This is a genomic window from Flavobacterium sp. NPDC079362, from assembly GCF_050267765.1.
GTDB lineage: Bacteria > Bacteroidota > Bacteroidia > Flavobacteriales > Flavobacteriaceae > Flavobacterium > Flavobacterium azizsancarii.
In genome coordinates, this window is the sequence record NZ_JBNNFM010000021.1 from 83,216 (window position 1) to 103,484 (window position 20,269).

Genomic DNA, 20,269 nt, shown 5'->3' on the forward strand with positions numbered 1-20,269 from the left:
CAACCATAACCATAACGACAAGTTGTTTCCAATTATCACTAAACCAGGACTCACCAGTAAAATCAGTATACTTTAGAGGATTATTTAAAACATAGCTATATCTGTTATAGTTTTGAGTATTAGATAAATCCTGTATAAAATTATCAGGTTGCAAGAATCTATGTAGTTTAGGATCATATATTCTCCCATTCATATTAATGATTCCAACACTCTGTAAATGCTCATGTCCTGTATAGCCTCTATCTAGTATTATTAAACCTTGAAGAGTATTTCCCGCTCCATCTTGTACTTTAATAATATTCCCCCATGCGTCAAAAACACGCTACAAGCAATTGGGTATTGGGCTTAGTTTGAAATTGGTTTTGTATTTGGAAGATTTGGCAAATCCGAATAATGGGATCAATTTAGTTCGAAAACCACTTCAGTACCGGGACGTTGGGTGCAAAATCAGACTCGAAAAGAACTAAACGGGATTCGAATCAATTTTCCTTGAAAACATTCCTAGTGTTCGTTCTTTTTAAAATTAAATAAAATTTTAGAATCACAAAAAAGCCTGAGAAATCTAGATTTCTCAGGCTTTTACTTTAAAGTAGTAGCCCTAACGGGACAATTTTCGAACCACTTTATGGATGATTTGAAAATATTAAATGTTACAAAACAATAAATTCGTTTGATTCAAGCCTCTTTGTTTTGTTTATTTAGGAATAATTTAAGTGATTCATATATACATTAAGTTTAGATGTATCTCACAGTAAAGTTCGATATTTGATTTTTACTATTTTTAAGCTTTATAGGTAACTTGCACATCTATAATATTGTTAAGAAGGAAGAAAGATGACGGTTATTTCTTCTTTGTATAAATATTTTCTGTTTCAGATGTAATAAAATTATCGTCTTATCTGTGATACTGTTCTGCGCAAAAACTTTACAAATTGGTTTAGAAACATGTTTTTTTTCTATCTCTTTAAAGCAAAATGTCCCTTAAAAATTCTTCCGTCCTGAAGTTTTATTAAATACCAATAGTCGTCAGAAGGCATCGGCTTACCCAGATATGTTCCATCCCAACCATCACCTGAAGGAGTAATCTCTTTTATTAACTTCCCGTAGCGGTCAAAAACTTGAATATTTGTATTTGCATTAAACGTAGAATTTATTCCTTTCATGTTCCAAGTGTCATTTGAACCGTCTTGATTAGGAGTGAAAAACTTTGGAATGCCTAAGATTGCAACTTCTTTTGGGGTAATACCACAGCCATTCAAGTCTTTTACAAAAACGGTATGTATTCCTGCTGTAACATTGGTAAAAACATTATTACTGTCATAGTACCCATTTTCGTCATCTAAACTATAGACATAGTCTCCGTTTCCAGATGTGATAATCGTTATGCTATTTTCTTCAGATAGATCAACAACGTTAAGTTCTACTTTTGCCTTATCAGATGCATTTACAGTAATGGTTCTTGTTCTGGAGCATCCATCCTGATTAATTGTTTCAACCTTATATATACCTTTTTTATTAACCGTTAAATCATATTGATTCTCACCAATAATTAAATCTCCATCTAATGTCCAAGTGTAGGTATAATTTGATTTTTGTGCTTCATCTATTAATCCTGCATTGATTGTTTTGGTGAAAGTTGGCAAATCACTACAAACCAATTCGTCTCCAGTTAATTGAATGTTTGGAACTGGATTCACTTTGAAAGGAATAATTGTAGTTGCAGTGCAACTTGGATTTGCTGGATTGATAACTTCAACTTTTACGTCCTGCGTTGAAGTTATAAATGGATTAGGAAGAGGGCTTGGTAATGCATTTTCATTAGCATCATAATATTTAACTTCCATTCCTATTTGACTTCCTAGAATACTATTTTGAAAAGTGCTGGTATCAAAAGGATATTTTCCATCTTGCTTGACAGGGTCAATTTCATCATCACAAAAAGTTGTCAAAGAAGTCGAAACAGTAAAGGCTTGCGGTAAACGGTCTACTACAAAAGTAATGGTAGTATCATAAGAACAAGCAAATGTAGTATTATTTGTTACTTTAACTTTTACCGTTTGCGAGGCTGTTACAAATGGATTAGGTAATGGACTTGATAATGAATTGTTATTTTGATCCAAATATGAAATTGTGACATTCGCTAATCCATTTAGCATTCGGGATTCAATAGTCGAGGTGTCAAAAGCAAATAGTCCATCCTGATCGTCATCACAATGAGTTTCGATGAGAGATTTTGAAATAGGAATTGGTTCTACATTTAAAGTGATATACCCTCCTAATCCTAAACAATCATTATTAAGTTTGCTATCCACTCGGATATATATTTTTTGAGAATTTGGATAACCATTATTCGTATAATGCCCAATATCTACAATCTTATTCTTTTCGATTAAAGCATCATTCAGATTTTTATAATAAGTAATATCTAAAAGTTGACTTGAAGGAAAAATAGATTGAATCTGATTAGTGACAGTACTAAAATCAAATGTTGCAATACCATCCGTATTACTTCCAGAGGCATCATCATCACATTGTGTAAACAATTTTGAAAAAGAGGAAGGAATTTGGGTTGTCGAGACAATTAGATTTAATTTAGCGATTCTAAAACAGTCGTTACTATTACTAACCCTAACATAGACCACATCATTACTGACAACTGTGTTGGCATAATTCGTTGGATTAAGGATTGGATTGGTGTTGTTTTGAGCATCGGCTATCGTCTTAAAAAAACTAATTGTTTCGTTTGATGCGTTTGTAGTTATTTTAGTATTTGCCTCTTCCAAATTGAATACACTAAATCCATCAGTATCATCATCACATTGTTTTAAATCTACAATTGAAGCAATCACTGGCAAAGTGAAAACCTTTATATTAAAAGAGGTTGTACCTACACATTTGAGATTGTCTTTATTGGCTACTTTTACAAAAACAGTTTCAATTGCAGTAGTATTTTGATAAGATGATGGCGTTGAAATCAGTTGATTAAATCCTGCATCTTTATAATATGAAATCAAAAATTGCGAAGCTGACTGTCCTTTTAAAATAGAGGTAGCTCTTTGTGTCAAATCGAAGGTAATACGACCATCAAAATCAGTTCCAACACTTGTATTGTCACAGTAAGTTAAGTCTGGGATAGTTGCTGAGGCCGTCGGCAATGGACTATCAAACACATCGGTTATAAATGAGATACTGCTTTTGCAAGTAGGGTTAACTGTTTTAAACACTTCAGCAGTAATAGTTTCCTGTTGATAAGCTACTTTATTGGTGTAGGAATTAGGTTTGGCAATGAGAATATTGTTCGCGTAATAGTTTATAGCGCACAAATTAGGATCTTGTCCGTTTAAAATAGCAGTGTTTTGAGTTGTTAAATCAAAAGTATATAAACCATCATTATTGTTGTCACAAATAAGCATGTCTTGTGGCTGGGTGGCTGTAGGAACTTTTGTTACAACAATATCTCTTTTTTTTGTACTACTGCCATTTGAGCCAGAAGCCGTAACCGAGACTTTAAAAGTCTCATCAGTTAGATAGGTGTGTGTTGGGTTTATATCTGTTGAAGTTGTTCCGTCTCCAAAATTCCATATTGCAGAAGTGATTGCTTTATTGCCGCTTAAAGAAAAAGTTGTGTTTTCTCCTAAGCAATTATTTTGAACATTGATTCCAACATTAAAATAAGATTGAATGAATTGCGGTAAACCGCTAATTGATGTTGCATCCATTCCTAAAAAAAGCCTATGCACTACAAAATCACTTCCTAACCCTAAAACATCCGGATTATTAATAACAGAAATATATCTTTCTCCAAAAAGAGCTCCATAAATTTTACCATCGGGGGCTAATTGAAGTGCCGATACGATATTTGGATTAGGGTTATTGTAATTACTGTGCAGAGTAGTTGCGGTACTGGCAATATTTGAAGCCATTAAATCCAACTGAACTAAGTCTCCGCTTCCTGTAGTGAGATATGCAATATTTCCGGATGGAGAAAATTCTGCACCATAGTTTCTATAATTATTTTTGAAAATTACTTTTGAATTACTCACAATACCGGTTGCATTATCAAAATCAAATAATTCAACATTTAGATTTCTATTACTACTTATTACTTTATCACCATTAGGAGAAATTTTTAAGTAACCTATTGATCCTGATTTGTCACCATCGATAATACTTCCCGAATTACTAACAATTGGAGTTAGATTTACGCCATTTTCGGTTATAGCATAAGATATAAAACGATTGTCTCCAAAGCCATGGGATATAACCCAATACCCATTGTCGGCAGCATTTTTTATAGCAGTAAGTTTTTCACAAGAAGGAGTGTATAATAAGATGTTTTTTTTTGAGGTTATATCTCCTAAGCCCCCATTTAATGACATATCTACTTCCGAATATCTAAGTCCGTCTGGGCCTGCCAATTCAGGTACCGTAAAAATATAGTAAATACCAGGGTTATTAGGCTTAGGTATTATAATTCCTGATTGTGTACTGGATGAGTGTCCTAACAAGTCGGTACCATTAGGCATCATTTGATGATTTTTATTCCAAACTCTATATCCGTCCGTATAAAATAATAACTTTCCATTTTCATTAGAAATAGTAGAACAACCTTCATAAGTTATCATTTGGCTATTATTTAGAACTACCGGGCTCCCGCTATTAAAATCTAATCCCGCTTTGTAACCAAAATACCATATGTTAGCTTCGCCTTGCGCAAAGGAATTATATGAGGTGAATAATATAAATGCGATAAGAAGTATTTTTTTTGTCATATGTTTAGTTAAGATGGGGAATCGGTACTGGTATAAAAAATAAAATTTCCAAAAAAAAATATACCTTCTTTTGAATTTTGAGAATATTTTTAATTATTAAAGATTCTTAATGAATTTTATAAATCAATTATTTTTCAGCAAAGTAATTTAAAATGCAATACGTTATATATTTTGTAAATATAGAGAATTGAGTATTTTAAGAAAAAGAAAAAAAAAACTTTTTTATGAGAAGTTTCTTAATTCATTTTCGCTCCTCAATTGCGGAGTAAAATTATGTGTTAAACTTGAATTGATTGTTTTTAAATCGAAACTTGACTTTGCCGAATGTAATGCTAAGTAAAAGTTTGATTTGATTATGTTTATTGTATATGTTAAATTTTTAGGTTTTAATGAGCGTGTTTGCTGGTATTGTACGATTTTTTTTGGTAATGTATCAATTGTGTGGTTTTGCTTTTATAAAATTTAAACATATTGATAATCAGTATATATTAAATAAAATTAATTTTAAAAGGGATGGGTATTTGTACTCATCCCTTTATTTTTGATGTTTAATAATGGTTTAAAAATGGATAATATTAAACTTGGTGTATCAAAAGTGTGTTTTGGACAAAAAGACTCTGATGTATGTGGAGGAAAACTCATCAAACATGGTTTTACTTCATCGGGAAAGGCTCGATTTAAATGTTCAAAATGTAACAAAACTATAGTAGAGTATTACACTAGTAATGCTTATAAATCAAATACAAACAAAAAGATTATCCAATTAACCAAAGAGGGATTAGGAATAAGAAGCACGGCGCGAATATTAAAAATTTCAACTACAACATTATTAAAAAGAATTGTATCAATTGTTCGAAAAATTGAACAGCCAATTATCAGTAAAGGAAAAACTTATGAAGTTGATGAACTGTGTACATATATCAGACACAAAAGAAATTTTATCTGGCTAGTTTATGCTCTGGAAAAGAATTCTAAAAATGTTGTTAGTTTTAATGTTGGCAAACGAACCAATAAGACATTAAGCCATGTTCTGGATACTTTAAAATTATCTGAAGCAAAAATGATATTTACAGACAGACTTAAAAACTACAGGTATCTGATTGACGAGAAATTGCATTCGGTAAAGCGGTTCGGGACAAACCATATTGAAAGAAAGAATTTGACACTTAGAACACATCTGAAAAGGCTCAACAGACGAACAATCTGCTTCAGTAAAAGTCTCGTTGTTTTTACTGCTGTTTTGAAGATTTATTTTTGGATTTGAGTAATAAAATGCTAAGTTTATCTTTTAAGATTGAACTTCAAATCGAAAATATTTTTTTCGGAAATCAAAATAGATCTAACAAGTATAATTTCAAAATGAAAAACTTTCTTTTTATCATAGCCTTATTTTTCTTCACTAATAATTATGGGCAGATCAAACTCTCAACAATACAAGGATACTGGGTAAGCGATAAAGTCGAGATGAAAGATGGAAGCGATCTTTTTGGTCGATTTGTAGAAGATTCTGTTTATGCAGAATATAGAATTGATCAACATAAATTATGTATCAATTCAAGCCCAATTCATAGAACTAATGAAAGTTGTTTAGATTTTACCTTAATTAATAATTTGATAAAAACATCTCAATATGCAGGATTTGTTATTGAAAAAGTAAGTAATGATTCTCTGATATTAAGTGAAAAAATTGATGGTTTGACAGATGATAAGCTAAAAAGATTATATTTTAGAAAACAAGAAGTTGTATTGGACAATTTTAAAGAAGAGTATAAAAATCAAAAAAATATAACCGCGTCAAAATTTTTTACACCAAAAACTAATGCAACGATTGAAATAGATTTGAATAAAGCCTTCAAAAATAATTATTCGAACTTTGAATTGATAGGGAATTTTAAAATTTATCCAGCACAAAAAAAAGTAAAGACAGCTGTTACATTTTCGACACAAAATGATTCTTCAAGAATAAGAATCGTAAAAAAAATTATTGATCATTCCTTTGAAAAATGGAACTTAAAAGACTTTCAAGGTTATGAATCTATTGAAATTCCATTTGTCTTAAAAAGTGAAATTACAAAAAGATATTGGGGGATTTCAGTAATCTTTTTCACAAAAGATTTAACTAAATTTGAAAGGATTAATGGAATAAAAATGGAAGACCTAAGAAAATCCACGGATTATTTTAATAAAGCATTAATAGCATACGATGAGAAGAGATATCCAGAGGCTATTACATATTTTACCGAATCATATAATCTTGATCATAAAAATATAGATGCATTATACAATAAGGCTGCAGTATATTTTGAATCTGGTGATAAACAGAATGCCTGCCAAGTATGGTTGGAAATATCAATGTTAGGTCAAGTAAATGCAAAACAATTATTTCTTGAATATTGCAATTAAGTTTTACCGTTTCAATATATATACTAAAAAAACGGAGACAAAATTAAGGGTATATTTGTGAGCCCCCGCTCTCCTAAGTGTTCTAATGAAAAGCTGCGCAAATCTCTCTGACTTTTCGTGCACAAACGATTTTATATAAATTTCGGGTGTAATTATTGTTGCGTTCCTTCGACTTCGCTCAGGATGACAGACGGAAAAAATAATGCATAAAAAGCTCCAGATTTCTCTGAAGCTTTGTCTTAGTAGCCTAACGGGACAATTCTCGAACCGTTTTGTGAATGATTTAAAAATATTGAAAGGGGAAAATGATTAATTGATAATTTTCAGATTTCCAAAAAATGATAAGTGAATATACTTATAATACAGTTAGATAAAGAGGAACAGAAAGTTCAAGAATTCTTAGAATGTTGCTCTTACCTATAATGTTTAATGACGCTGATTTTTAAAGTGTTAAAAATAAGAAGAAACAAAGAGCATATTAAATATAATACAATCGTTGTATATTTGTGTAATGAAACCAAAAGTCAAAATAGTAGACTTGTTTCCTAAATATTTATTTTGGGATATGGATTATAATAAGCTTGATGTTGACAATGATAAAGCTATTATAATTCCAAGGGCTCTGTATGCTACTACTACCGAAACTTTTGAAGCAGATATTCAGCTTCTGGAAAGACTATATTCTTCTTCTGATATTGTAAAATATCTAAAACAGACAAAAGAAAATATAAGTAATAAAGTATGTCTGAGGGTTGCTAATCGATATCACGTGAAGCCTTTTCAGCGTTTTGTCCTGCCAATATAATATTTTTGATAAATGAATGCTGTATCTCCCGAAATATTAAACAATTTAAGGATTTTTTCAAAAGAAAGGAACCAGAGCATATCCAGAGTATAAAAGATTTTGCCTAAATTGTGATATGGGAATAATTGACAAGAATATAGATAACTTAAAAAAGCTTTGCACAATATACAATGTGGAGAAAATGTATCTATTTGGTTGTGCAGTAAATTCTAATTTTAATGACAAAAGTGATGTCGATTTACTAGTTAAATTCAAACCAATTGAACTATCACTCAATTTTGACAATTATATAAATTTCAAAGAAAAACTCGAATCTTTGTTTGGTCGTGAGGTAGATTTGCTGGAAGAACAGACTTTAAAAAATTCAGTCTTGATTAAATCAATTGACAATTCAAAAGAACTAATTTATGGATGAAAGAATTCTCAAATGGTTATTTGATATAAAAATGTCCATTGATGAAATAAATGAATTCTTCCATAACGAAGAAAAAGATTTTTTTAAATATAAAAATAACACAATGCTCAAAAGAGCTGTTGAAAGAAATCTTGAAATTATTGGTCAAGCAATTAACCGAACTATTTTGCAAATCCAACAGTATTTCCATTGCGTCATTCTTATCGAATACATTCCAATAATCTTCTAAAATCGTTTTTAGCGTCGATTTGCCAAGACCGGTTTCATAAGAATTAAGATACGCTGATTGCTGCTCAGCATACATTGAACTAATTAACAAATAGTCTAATTGCTCACCCTTTACTGCATTTTTATCGTTTAATCTTATGCTTTTAAACGCATTAAAAATCTTTGAAAATAAGTTCATAAACTTTTATGCTACCAGCAGATTTGAAAACTTCTTTTGCAATTCTTTTACAAAATTTTCTCCTACTACCTGATATTTTGCTCTTGTTAATAATTGCTTATTTAAATTTAAGATGTCTGTCGGGTCCGGAACGTAGTGTAATCTGTCGTGAATTTCAATTGACAGGGGATTACCATCTATATTGAATGTGATAATATGTGTTTTTGGCAAATATTCTTCAGAAGCTTTTGAATATAATCCTAATTGTGATTTTAAAATCCCTCCGTATTCAAGTTTTGCTTCTTCAATTCGGAAATTATCAAAAACAATATGTTCCTCTAATTCTCCAACAGAATCAGTACTGAAAAAATATAGATCGTTACCGCTCAAAACCCAAAAACATTTGGTTTCGATTCGTTGAAGTTTTAATCCTACAGCAGATAATGCTACATTTTTTATTCCGTCAGTTACAATTTCCTGAACTTTGTTTCCTTTAGACTGAGGAACAGATGCAGAGGTATACGCGTCTACTGATTTGCCTTTCATCCATTGTTTCAATTGTGGGAAATCATCTTTTAAAACTTGCTCCTTATAAAGATCATATTTTGTTCTTTCTAAATCTAAGTCAATTTCGGCTTTTGCAGATTGATGCTTTTTGTTCATATATACCATAAAAATGATACCTGCAATTACTAATACAATGGGAATGAAAAATAATGGATTCATAGTTTTTATTATTATTTAAAGGTTTATTGGTTTTACATCTTTCTTTTTGTCTTTACCCAAAAGGCCATAAATCATTAAACATAAAACTAAAAACAGGATTATTTTTCCGCCGTATTGCGTATAAAATCCAAGTTTAAACAGTTCTTCTTTGTTTAATTTATTGTCTGCAATTACTTTTTCAAGCTGTTCATTAGACAGTTCATAATATCTGTCTGAGTCTTTTTTAAATAAGACCAGTTTTGGCTGCTATGTAATCCACACAGGTATCCATGCTATATTAAATTCCTGATGTAATCTGCCAAGATCTAAATGTACATTTGATTCTTCTTTTGAAAGGTATTCTTCAGTGTCCGGCAAATCTGACACGACTTCTATTTTATCTATTTTCCCAAATGGAATTTTTGCTTTGGCTGTAGCCAAATTACAGAAGCAAAAAGCAGTAATTACGGTAAAGAAAAACTTTTTAGTGTATGTCATAATTTTCGATTGTTCAGTAATTTTTCTTTTATTTAGAGTTTATTTAAATACAAAATAGCTTTAGAAAACTTCCAAAAAGAGGAAACAAGTACAACTTATTTAACATTTTTTTCAAATATATTCAAATTTTATTACAATCAATCTTATTAAAATTATATTTTAACTTTAATCAAACCTCATAAAAAAGTCCATAATAAACAACTTCTCGGTTTAATTAACAGGTAAGGCAACCAACACAATATTAGGTTTTGGAGCAGGTTTCATTCCTGCACCCATATAAAAACCAGTATGTGGCGGTTGATTATACCCCACATTCTGCCATGCAACACTTAATCTATACTGCGGATCATGCATCAGCGTATATTGCCTGATTTCTGTAGGGATTGTAGTCGAATAAATCCTTAATTCAGTATTATCCTCCGATCTTAAAATTAATTCTTCGCGCCAGTCTCCCAGAATATCTGCAGAAAGTGCCGGCGTTGATTTTGTGCCATTATTAGATGCTGCTCCGGTTGCGGTAAACAATCTGCCAACATTATATTTATCGATATAATTAGAATTCAGGAGTTCTCTCGAAGAATCTCCATCCCAATAAATTAAAAAATTATTCGAAGTTGGGGCTTTTCCTATTTCGTTGCCTTTCATATCGTGCAAATAAGTCGATCCTGACCACCAGCATTGTGCTCCTTTTCTGGTTGGATCTATATTATCTGCAACACCACGACCAACATCTTCATTAAGTGAACCGGTAAACAAAACTTTTCCATCGGCAGCAGAAAATAATGTTACACCCGGACCTTTTGTTCCGTTTTCTATTTCATGGATTCCAAAGACTTCCAAACCCGGAACATCAAGATCAAGATCTGAAACATGCAATGCATCTCCGTGTCTGAAACCTGTTGTATACAATCCTTTTCCGTCATCATCGACGCACATCGATCCGTAGATAATTTCGTCTTTTCCGTCATTATCAACATCAGCAACTGTAAGTCCATGATTTCCCATTCCTGAGTACGGATTTTCGGCGTCTTTACTATCAAAAATCCATCTCGAAGTGAGTTTGCCATTTTTAAAATCCCATGCAGCCAAAACCGTTCTTCCGTAATACCCTCTGCACATGACAACACTTGGATGAGCGCCATCTAAATATGCAATACAAGCTGTAAAACGATCAATCCTGTTGCCTTTGGTATCATTTCCGCCGCTGCCGCCGTGTCCGCCCCAACCTGCAAGATCACCACGTTCAGGAATATAATCAGTAGTAGTAATTAGTTTTCCGGTTCTTCCGTTAAAAACTGAAAGATATTCCGGTCCTTTTAAAATTTTACCAAAAACCGGAGAATTTGGATCTCGTTCTACCCAGTCTTTCGAGGCATCTCCCACTACATTATTCTGGCTATCCGTCGTTCCGTCAGCCGTTTTACATACAAATTCCGAAATACCGTCACCATCTAAATCATAGACCATAAACTGGGTATAATGTGCTCCTTCACGAATATTTTTTCCTAGATTAATCTGCCATAAAAATTTTCCATCTAAGGTATACGCCTGAAATATGGGAGGATCCGTGATTCCTGTATGCGAGTTATCGTGTGCCTTTCCGGTCATATGAACAATCAGATCATATCGTCCGTCTCCGTCTAAATCACCCACCGAAAGATCATTTGGGATATATCCTTCAACTGGTTTTAGTTGTATCGCCAGATAATCTTTATCGTGACTTTGTGCAGGAATTGTAAAACTTCCTTTTTCATCGGTTTCTTTGCCCTTTAAAACTTTTTTTACAAACCAGGTATTCTCTTCCTGACTATTGGCCTTGGTATCTACAAAATTGGTCGCTCCCAAAATAGGTTTATCGTTTAATTTAACTGCTTTTTTAGTACCGCTTTTTCGATATAAATTAAACGCCAGATCATCAGGATCTGTTCCTAAAACCCGCCAACCAATAAAAAACTGTCCTTTGTCTTTTATGGCTATTACCCCCCTGTCTAAGGTTTCCATTTGCCTTTGAGCGAATGAATGTAAAGTTGATAAGAGAAATAATAGTAAAATTTTATTTTTCATAGTTATTGTTTTTTAATGGATTGTCATGGCACACGGATTATACGGGTTTTGGCTGATTTAAACTGATTTTTTTAATCTCGTGAAAAGTCTCGAAGTCACAAAGTTTTATATTTTAATACTGAATTGTTCATTTCCAAGAATAAGAAATCACACAAGAAATTCCGTACAGAATCTTACCAAAATTTGTCGAGTTACGATTGTGATCTCTCTTTCCGAAATGACAAAACTAAAAACTTAGCAACTCAGAATCTTAGTAACTTAGAACCTTTAAAAAATCAAAACATCTTTTTAAATCCTTCACTTTGTACTCTCCAGGTTCCATCTTTTGGGAAACCCGGATTTTGCTCTGTAATTCCATCCCAACCGGCACACATCATCGCAACGGCACTTAACAATCCTCCATTTCCTGGAAGATAAAGCGTTAATCTTTCTGACTGATAATTATGTCCGTTTTTCAAATACGTATTTGTTGTTATATTCATAAACAAGGCATCAATCGCTTTTTCTGGCATCTGCAAACGTGCTGCAGACATTGCTGTCATCGGGAAATCCCATCCCCAGGTTTTATCCCAGGACCATGTTTTCCAAACCAGATCAAAAGTGTTTTTCATGATCTTTTTATCTAAAAGCGAAGTTTCAGGAAGCATTCCAAAAGTTCCCAAAACCGATGGATGATCTGTTTTGAATTCCGGATTAGTATAAGAATCCTTTGCGCTTTCTGTTGCCAGATAAACCTGATCTGCAATTGGCAACGGAGCAAGTTTTACCAGGACTCTTTCCCACTTTTCAGGTACTTCTTGATTTAATTTTTTCTTCCAGGCGATTGCTGTTTTCAGCGCCCAGTTCCAATATGCTAATTCATAGGTAGGATTGAAAGTTTCCATCGCTTTAAAACGTTCCTGCGCCGGAATTACTCCCGGTCCTAAAACATAACGATCATTTTTTGCATCGTAATTCGCAAACGAAGCCATGAAATTAGCAGTTTCAAAAACACGCTCACTATATAAATTTAAAGTAGCTGTTGTTGGTTTTGCACGATAGATTAACTCAGCATAAGTGATAAAATGCGGTTGCTGCCAAATCAAAAAAGAACCCACGGAAGACGGACTTTCATTCCCGTCTGGATCTACCATTTTTTGCCACCTTGCGCCTTCAAAACCTTGTCTTTTGGCTATATTTTTAGCTTTATCAAAAACTTTCTGATACCACGGAAGGCTTTTTTCTAATAATTCAGGTCGGTTCCAAAGGGCAAAATGAACACCGTGCCACCAATGCATTTCCAGATGCGGTTTTCCGTACCAACTGTTATAGGTTAAACCTGTTTCTTGCGGCGGAACTTTTCCCGTACATTGCACTTTGGTAAGATATTGCGACAGGATAACTCTTCGCTCTAATTCTTTTGCACGGGGATCAGTACTTCCTGAAAAATCTACTGCGGCACCACTTTTCCAGAATTGCTCCCAGCCTTTTATACTGCTATTTTGAATATCTGTAAAAGAAGAATTTCCTGCTGACTTTTTATCTGCTAAAGCAAAAAGACAGCTTAATTCTAATGTGTTTGTACTGGATGCTTCGACTACAAAATAATGATCAGAAGTCTTTTTAATCTGCGCATTTCCCTTCCAGCTTAAATTGACGTTGTATGAAATACTGTCCATAACATGTGTTATAACAGCCTCTGTTTTTGACTTTTCCAGTAATGTACTTTTATAGTCTTGTTTCCCTTCCCACTTTGTTCCCATATCTGCCCAATCTCCTGTTGGAAACGGAATTCTTAAACCGATCTTCAAACGCTTTTGTACCAATAAATCTGATTTGACTTTTACACCAATTGCATCTTTTTCCTGATGCGAAACCGTCAAAACTGTAACAGGAATTCCTTCTACTTCAAAATAACTTTCAATTTCTCCTGTCCAGAGATTTAACTTTTGAGCAATCGCTTTGATGTCCTCAGGTTTTGCAATAGTTCCGTCTTTCTTTGTGATTTCAAAACCTAGGTTCCCTAATTGCAATAAATGCGGATTCTGACGAAACCAATTTACTGCTTCGACTTTTCGCTTTGGTTCTTTTATTTGAACAGTATATGAAATATCTCTTCCATACTGTTTGTAATCTCTTAGCGTTTCTGAGAATTTATAATTATTGGTGTTTTTATAACTGTCCCATCCCCATTCTGACTGAGTTCCTAACGGAATTCCGTTTTCATATTTTTTAGGAAAAGTCTGCAATCCTGTAGCATCAACCGTAAAAGCAAAAGCGCCGTTTCCTACAGTCAGCGAAGCCAAAGTGTCTATAGCTGTAATTTGAACATTATGCCGATTTACTAATGCTTTTCGATCAATCTTTTGCGCTGAAAGCGAAATTGATATCGAAAAGAGAAATGCTGTAATTAATTGATAGTTTTTCATTTTGATTAAATTTAGTTTCAGGTTTCAGGTTTCAGGTTTGCTATAACTTTGTCAAAGTTTAAAATTTGACAAAGTTTGACACCGAGTTTCACATTTTCTCATTGACTCATTTTCTAATTGACTCTCATTATCATTAAATCATTAAATCATTCCCTCACTAATGTCAAACTCATCAAGCCAATTACAACATCATTGGCAACAGTTCTTAAAGTCAGGCTTTTTAATGTTTTATTTTTATCTAATGGCAGATCTAAAATAGTTCCTGCGCCACCATCAACTCCGTAACTTGTGAATCCTTTAATGGTTTTGAAAGCTGCAAAATCCCTTGAAATTTCTCCCGATTTAAAGTAAATTCTGGGAGGTCTTGGAGCATCAGTCGTAAAAGCCAAACCATCGATAAAATAATCCTGTTCGATTGGCCACCAATTTTCGGGATTTTTCAGAGATAAAGTTTTCGATGTTCCATCAGTATAGTTTACTGTAATTTCTCCGTTTACGATTCGGCTTTGCATTGGGTTTGTTGTTCCTGCGAGCATAAAATAAGCGTGTGACGCTTTTCCGTTTAACGCAATATTGATGCTTTCCGGAAAATTATCCCACATCGATGTGAAGATGATATTTTTCTGAGTTTCATCAGAAGGTGTTTGAAACGGAATTCCGTTTGGCATCGTAATCTGATTGTTTACTTTTGCTTTTTCACGTAATCCTCTATCATCTATTTTTACTGAAATATTTGGATAACACCAATTTCCAATCCCTTGTTTTGGGAGTTGTAATGTCACCGTTTTTGGTCTTGGCGACAGATATTCATAATTGAAAATATCAGTCACTTTTGAATTAAAAAATGATGCAAGTGAAATTGTTTCTGCCCTTTTTGATTTGTCTAACGGAACATCCCAATTGGTAGCTATTTCACTAGATTGGGTTTCAGATTTCACATTTATTTCAATGGGTTTCCACCACGATAATTCGCCTTGCTTTAATTCTATAAAAAAGAGTTTATTTCCAACTGAATTCACTTTTGCCCTTAGCGAATGATCTGCTTTTGAAATTTCACTTAAAACTAATTGCGGGTCATAAACTGACATTATTTTGGCTTTAGAAGTTTTCAAATCTACAATTTCATTTAATGCATAAATTTCTTTCGCTTTAACTTCTTCCAAAATCTCTCCTTTCAATTTAACTCTAATATCATAAACAGCATTGTATGGGATTTCGATACTTATTTTTGGATTTACAATGCTTTCCGGAACAAGGTTCCATGAAACTGGTTTTCCATTAACAACAATACTTTCTACAGCATCAAATGACGATTTTAAAACTAGTTTCAATTTCATTTTAGCCGAAAACTTATTTTTGATACTGTATTTTTCTTCTTTGTTTTCTCTTTTAAAATCGATTGTAATATCCGGAATTTCCAGAGAAGCCTGATTCCATTTTTCGGGAAAACCGGGCTGGATCGTTAGAACTCCCATCAACGCATCGGGCTGAATTCCAAAAAGTCCTTCTACTAAGGTTCGTGAAGCCACGCCAATGGGATCAGCAAAATCCCTGTACAATTCGCCCCGCATGGCATCCTGATGCATCAATTGCTCGAAACCTCCGGGCGAAGCGCCTAAATACATACTTTCGACCAAAGCACTTTCCCACATTTTAAAGGCTTTTTCAGATTGTCCGCCTTGCCAGAATGCCAGTGAAGTATGCAATTGTTCTGCTAAGGCTACATTATTTGTCGACCACGTATAAGGCTGCCAATTGGTTGTACTAATTACATAAAGATCTTTTTTATCTAATCCTTCAGCCGAAATTGGTATATGCGGAATATGATTGTTGACATAATCTAACATTTGATAACTCTCAAAAGGATTTGATAATTCTGAATCTATCGTATGATAAATACTCCAGACTCCGGGAGAATCGTGCAATAACCTGTTACCTAATGCATCTTTATATTCTGCAAAAATCCCTTTATCAGCAATCCAAAGCTGGCTGTTTGTGGCTTTTAGAATTTTGTCCGCTTCTTTTGTAAATGCATTATCATCTTCCTGAATTTTCTTTGCAATCTGTGCTACGGTTTTATTGGCATAATAATTATAGGCTGAGGAATGAATCACACCGCCACCGCTGTATTGCAAAGCATCGCTTGCCCAAATCGATGCATACGCATCGTATAATCCGTCGCCATCAGTGTCAAAATTTCTTTTTTCCCAATTTAAATGCCGTTGGATTGTTGGCCACATTTCTTTTATAAAAGAAGTATCACCCGTCCATTTAAAATGCCGTAGCATTTGATCTATAAAAACCAAATTCATGTCATAATGATGGGCAACATTATTTTTATTCGGACTTCTACTGATATATCCGCTGCTGAACATCGAAGTTCCTATTTCTTCTTTCTGACGTGCCAGATTTCTTTCTTCATCCAGTACAATCGGGCCGCTTTCAGGGCTTGTAACCTGCGAATTACTATAACTTGTAAAATGTGTTTTTGCCCGATCGTGCCAACCCAAAGGATCAGCTGTATAAGCACCTCGCCAGGCATTTAAATACATTCTCCAGGCAATAGCTCCATGAAGATAAGCAGGACTTTCCCAAATTGCGTCAGCTGCGATTGAAAGTGCAGATCCTAAAGTATTGATATAAGGATCAGGAGTCGTAACCTTAACTCTATTCGCTAAAATTTTTGTTTGCTCAATTGATTTTATATAAAGTTGTGCTATGCTTTTTTGATTGTAATTTGTTTTGGAATCTTCTGTGAGAAACAACCAATAATCTCCGTTTTGAGAAATCGATTTTACTTTCCCTGTAATAAGTGTCAATGTTTCCAAATTCGAATCAAAAAGTTCTAATGGCTTCGTTTGCATTTTTGCATTGGCTAAATGGACAAGTGATTCCGGAAAGAATCCGATAACCTTTTTATTATTTCCGGTTTTCTGTTTGTTACTTTCAGAGCCATACTCCAACAAAAAGGATTGTTTATTTATGGTGTATTTATTATTAATGCAATATTCCGGCTGCAAATAAAAAACCGATTCGGGATCAGCGCCTATATCTCCGTCACGACTGAACTTTTTTCCCGTTGCACCTCCGAAAGCCCATAGGATATTGGTATTTTTAGAAATATTTTCGCCATATGCTTTTACAATGAAACCTTCACTTTCTTTTAATGCCACAACTTCTATAAACAACTTTCCGTTTCCTAAAATTGCATCTTCAATCGTATACTGCATTGTACCTAAAATATAACGCGTATCAATTTTAGCAGCTTCAGTTATCCATTTGCTTTCTTTTCCGTTTATTAAGCCTAGCTTAAAATTACCTCCCATGCCCGGCATATACATGGCAAATTCAGGCAAATCACCAGTTTCAATCCTAAATCCTGTATTCGAACCGTATAAGGCCCGATTGAATTTTCGGGTTCCATTTTTTAGAACAAAACTATTTCCTTCAGGTGTATAATGTATTTTACGAGGCGCTTTATTTTCCTGCCCAAAAGATACCACAGAACAAAAAAAGAATAAGAGGCCCAAAGTTTGAATAGAGTACTTTTTAATTTTCATAAAACTATAAAATGAATTATTCCTAAATTCGAATAACAAAATTATTCCGGTCTAATTTTATTAATTCTGTAATGCAGATGCAATTTCTTTGTTTTTTAGTGGTATAGTATCCTGTACCTACCTGATTTTTACAATATAAAAATTTACAATATTCAATATTTTAACATCATAGTACAGGATACTATACAAAAACAGAACTCATAGTTTTGAAATAACATCAAATTAACTATGTTTTAAAAAAAGGGAACGGGAATATAAGGTTTTGTTGTTTCTGGTTTCAGGTTTTCCTGAAAATGGCTTCGACTCCGCTCATCCTGACAAAGCGTTCTTATTACATCCAGTGTCGTCCTGAGCAAAGTCGAAGGTTCGTTTCATACGGAAAGGGCTTCGACTCCGCTCAGCCTGACAGAAGACACTTTTGAAATGAAATGCTCTACCGAACATTCCAGACGGGTTTACTTTTTAAATAAATATCATATACATGAAATCAATTAAATTTCTTTTAATCCTTTTATTAGGTATTCTTTTTTTCAACTTCACATTAGAACAAGATCCTAAACCAACTGTTTTTATGGTGGGTGATTCGACTGTAAAAAATGGTAAAGGCGATGGCTCGGGCGGACTTTGGGGTTGGGGAGATTTTATTGGTCAATTTTTAGATACTACAAGGGTAACTATCGAAAATCATGCTTTGGGAGGTACAAGCAGCCGTACTTTTCAGGATAAAGGATTATGGGATGCTGTTTTGAATAAACTTAAAAAAGGTGATTATGTTGTGATTCAGTTTGGGCATAATGATGATGGCCCTTTAAATGATAGCCTTCGCGCACGCGGAACAATTAAAGGTATTGGAAAGGAATCTCAGGAAATCGATAATATCCTGACCAAAAAACATGAAACGGTACACAGTTACGGCTGGTATATTCAGAAAGTTGTTCGCGAAGCAAAATCAAAGGGAGCGATTCCGATTGTTTGTTCTCCGATTCCCAGAAACGACTGGAAGGATGGTAAAGTACCCCGTAACAACCAATCCTATGGATTATGGGCAAAACAAATTGCTGATAATGAAAAGGTAACTTTTATCGATCTGAATGATAAAATGGCCATTGAAATGGAAAAGTTGGGCGAAAATAACATTACCGGAACTTATTTCTATAAAAAAGATCACACGCATACATCAGCAAAAGGCGCCGTACTTTCGGCTTCAGTAATTATCAATCAACTAAAAGAGAGTAAAAATTCTTTAAAGAATTATATTCTAAAAGATGCAAAAATTATACTTCCTGCCAAGAAAAAAGTGTACTTAATTGGCGATTCTACAATGGCAAATAATAATGACCAAAATGCTGTAGGTTGGGGTGTTTCCTTCCCTGCATACTGCGATACCATAAGAATTGAGGTCATTAATAAAGCCAGAGGCGGCCGAAGTTCCAGAACTTTTGATCATGAAGGTCTTTGGGAGGAAGTAAAAAACCAATTGCAACCCGGAAATTTTATCCTGATTGAGTTTGGGCATAATGATGCCGGGGCTGTTGACAAAGAGAAATTCAGGGGTTCTCTAAAAGGTACCGGAATTGAAGCACAGGAAGTAATTCTTGCTGATGGCTCAAAAGAAATCGTACATACTTTTGGTTGGTATATGACAAAGTTTATTCATGAGGCGAAAGAAAAAGGAGCGATTCCGATTGTTTTGAGTCAGACACCAAGAAATGAATGGCCAAACGATAAAGTAGAACGCAGAAATGATTCTTACGGAAAATGGTCGAAGGAAGTCGCGGACAAAGAAAATGTATATTACATTGACTTAAATGAGATTGTTGCGCTTAAATATGAGGTTTTAGGAAAAGATAAAGTAAAAGCTTTTTTCCCAAAAGATCACACTCATACCGGTTTAGAAGGTGCGAACCTGAATGCGTTAACTGTTGCAGAAAGTATTAAAAAACTAAAAGAATGCAGTCTTAAAGATTATATTGAATTACCAAAATAATCGCAATTAATTCAGTTAAGCCTTTTCGTTCATGATTTGTCTCTTAATCCTGTCCCGACATATCGGGATCTGAAGCAAAGTCTAAACATAGTAATATTAACTTGAATTAATTAAAACAACTAAATTACAAAACTTATCGACTAAATTAAAGTCAACTTTTTCAGGCTAGACATAATCGGATAGGAGCCTAGGGATTAATTCCCTAGGCGACCTTCCACACCACCCGGCATACGGATCCGTACCAAGGCGGTTCTTAATTTACGATAC

At 33.8% G+C, this 20,269-nt stretch carries 12 protein-coding genes and 1 pseudogene; 6 read left to right on the forward strand and 7 right to left on the reverse strand.

The genetic code is table 11. From position 1 onward, the window contains the following. A pseudogene (locus ACQKCJ_RS16890) lies at window positions 1-301 on the reverse strand (RHS repeat domain-containing protein); the annotation flags it as partial. A 655-nt stretch (window positions 302-956) separates the two neighbouring features. Further along, window positions 957-4,772, reverse strand: a complete 3,816-nt coding sequence (locus ACQKCJ_RS16895) for a T9SS type B sorting domain-containing protein (RefSeq protein ID WP_427402503.1) — start codon at window positions 4,770-4,772, stop codon at window positions 957-959. A gap of 565 nt (window positions 4,773-5,337) precedes the next feature. Here ACQKCJ_RS16895 and ACQKCJ_RS16900 point away from each other — a divergent pair. The 5 genes from ACQKCJ_RS16900 (at window position 5,338) to ACQKCJ_RS16920 (ending at window position 8,624) form a co-directional block, all read left to right on the forward strand. Next, complete coding sequence (locus ACQKCJ_RS16900; protein WP_427402504.1) at window positions 5,338-6,036, forward strand: IS1 family transposase; 699 nt, start codon at window positions 5,338-5,340, stop codon at window positions 6,034-6,036. Window positions 6,037-6,131: 95 nt separating this feature from the next. Continuing rightward, window positions 6,132-7,175, forward strand: a complete 1,044-nt coding sequence (locus ACQKCJ_RS16905) for a tetratricopeptide repeat protein (RefSeq protein ID WP_427402505.1) — start codon at window positions 6,132-6,134, stop codon at window positions 7,173-7,175. A gap of 511 nt (window positions 7,176-7,686) precedes the next feature. Beyond that, a complete protein-coding gene (locus tag ACQKCJ_RS16910) occupies window positions 7,687-7,980 on the forward strand; it encodes a DUF6922 domain-containing protein (RefSeq protein WP_427402506.1) in 294 nt (97 codons plus the stop codon). A gap of 115 nt (window positions 7,981-8,095) precedes the next feature. Further along, window positions 8,096-8,395, forward strand: a complete 300-nt coding sequence (locus tag ACQKCJ_RS16915; protein ID WP_427402507.1) for a nucleotidyltransferase family protein — start codon at window positions 8,096-8,098, stop codon at window positions 8,393-8,395. A 31-nt stretch (window positions 8,396-8,426) separates the two neighbouring features. Beyond that, window positions 8,427-8,624: a HepT-like ribonuclease domain-containing protein gene (locus ACQKCJ_RS16920; protein WP_427402515.1), complete on the forward strand. Its 198-nt coding sequence runs from the start codon at window positions 8,427-8,429 to the stop codon at window positions 8,622-8,624. 183 nt (window positions 8,625-8,807) lie between these two features. On the opposite strand, the gene ACQKCJ_RS16925 is transcribed toward ACQKCJ_RS16920, so the two are convergent. The 5 genes from ACQKCJ_RS16925 to ACQKCJ_RS16945 all read right to left on the reverse strand — a co-directional run bounded on the left by ACQKCJ_RS16925 (window position 8,808) and on the right by ACQKCJ_RS16945 (window position 18,015). Next, window positions 8,808-9,506 carry a hypothetical protein gene (locus ACQKCJ_RS16925; RefSeq protein WP_427402508.1) on the reverse strand — a complete coding sequence of 233 codons (699 nt, stop codon included), beginning with the start codon at window positions 9,504-9,506 and terminating at the stop codon, window positions 8,808-8,810. A gap of 246 nt (window positions 9,507-9,752) precedes the next feature. Beyond that, window positions 9,753-9,983, reverse strand: coding sequence for a hypothetical protein (locus ACQKCJ_RS16930; protein WP_427402509.1), 231 nt, complete (start codon window positions 9,981-9,983; stop codon window positions 9,753-9,755). Window positions 9,984-10,193: 210 nt separating this feature from the next. Then, on the reverse strand, window positions 10,194-12,047 hold the full coding sequence (locus tag ACQKCJ_RS16935) for a rhamnogalacturonan lyase (RefSeq protein ID WP_427402510.1): 1,854 nt from the start codon (window positions 12,045-12,047) through the stop codon (window positions 10,194-10,196). A 275-nt stretch (window positions 12,048-12,322) separates the two neighbouring features. Further along, complete coding sequence (locus tag ACQKCJ_RS16940; RefSeq protein ID WP_427402511.1) at window positions 12,323-14,455, reverse strand: hypothetical protein; 2,133 nt, start codon at window positions 14,453-14,455, stop codon at window positions 12,323-12,325. 146 nt (window positions 14,456-14,601) lie between these two features. Next, a complete protein-coding gene (locus tag ACQKCJ_RS16945) occupies window positions 14,602-18,015 on the reverse strand; it encodes a DUF4450 domain-containing protein (protein ID WP_427402512.1) in 3,414 nt (1,137 codons plus the stop codon). 481 nt (window positions 18,016-18,496) lie between these two features. Between ACQKCJ_RS16945 and ACQKCJ_RS16950 the strand changes: the two genes are divergently transcribed. After that, the gene (locus ACQKCJ_RS16950; RefSeq protein WP_427402513.1) at window positions 18,497-20,002 is read left to right on the forward strand and encodes a rhamnogalacturonan acetylesterase; all 1,506 of its coding nucleotides are present in this window, start codon (window positions 18,497-18,499) and stop codon (window positions 20,000-20,002) included. The last annotated feature ends 267 nt before the right edge of the window (window positions 20,003-20,269 follow it).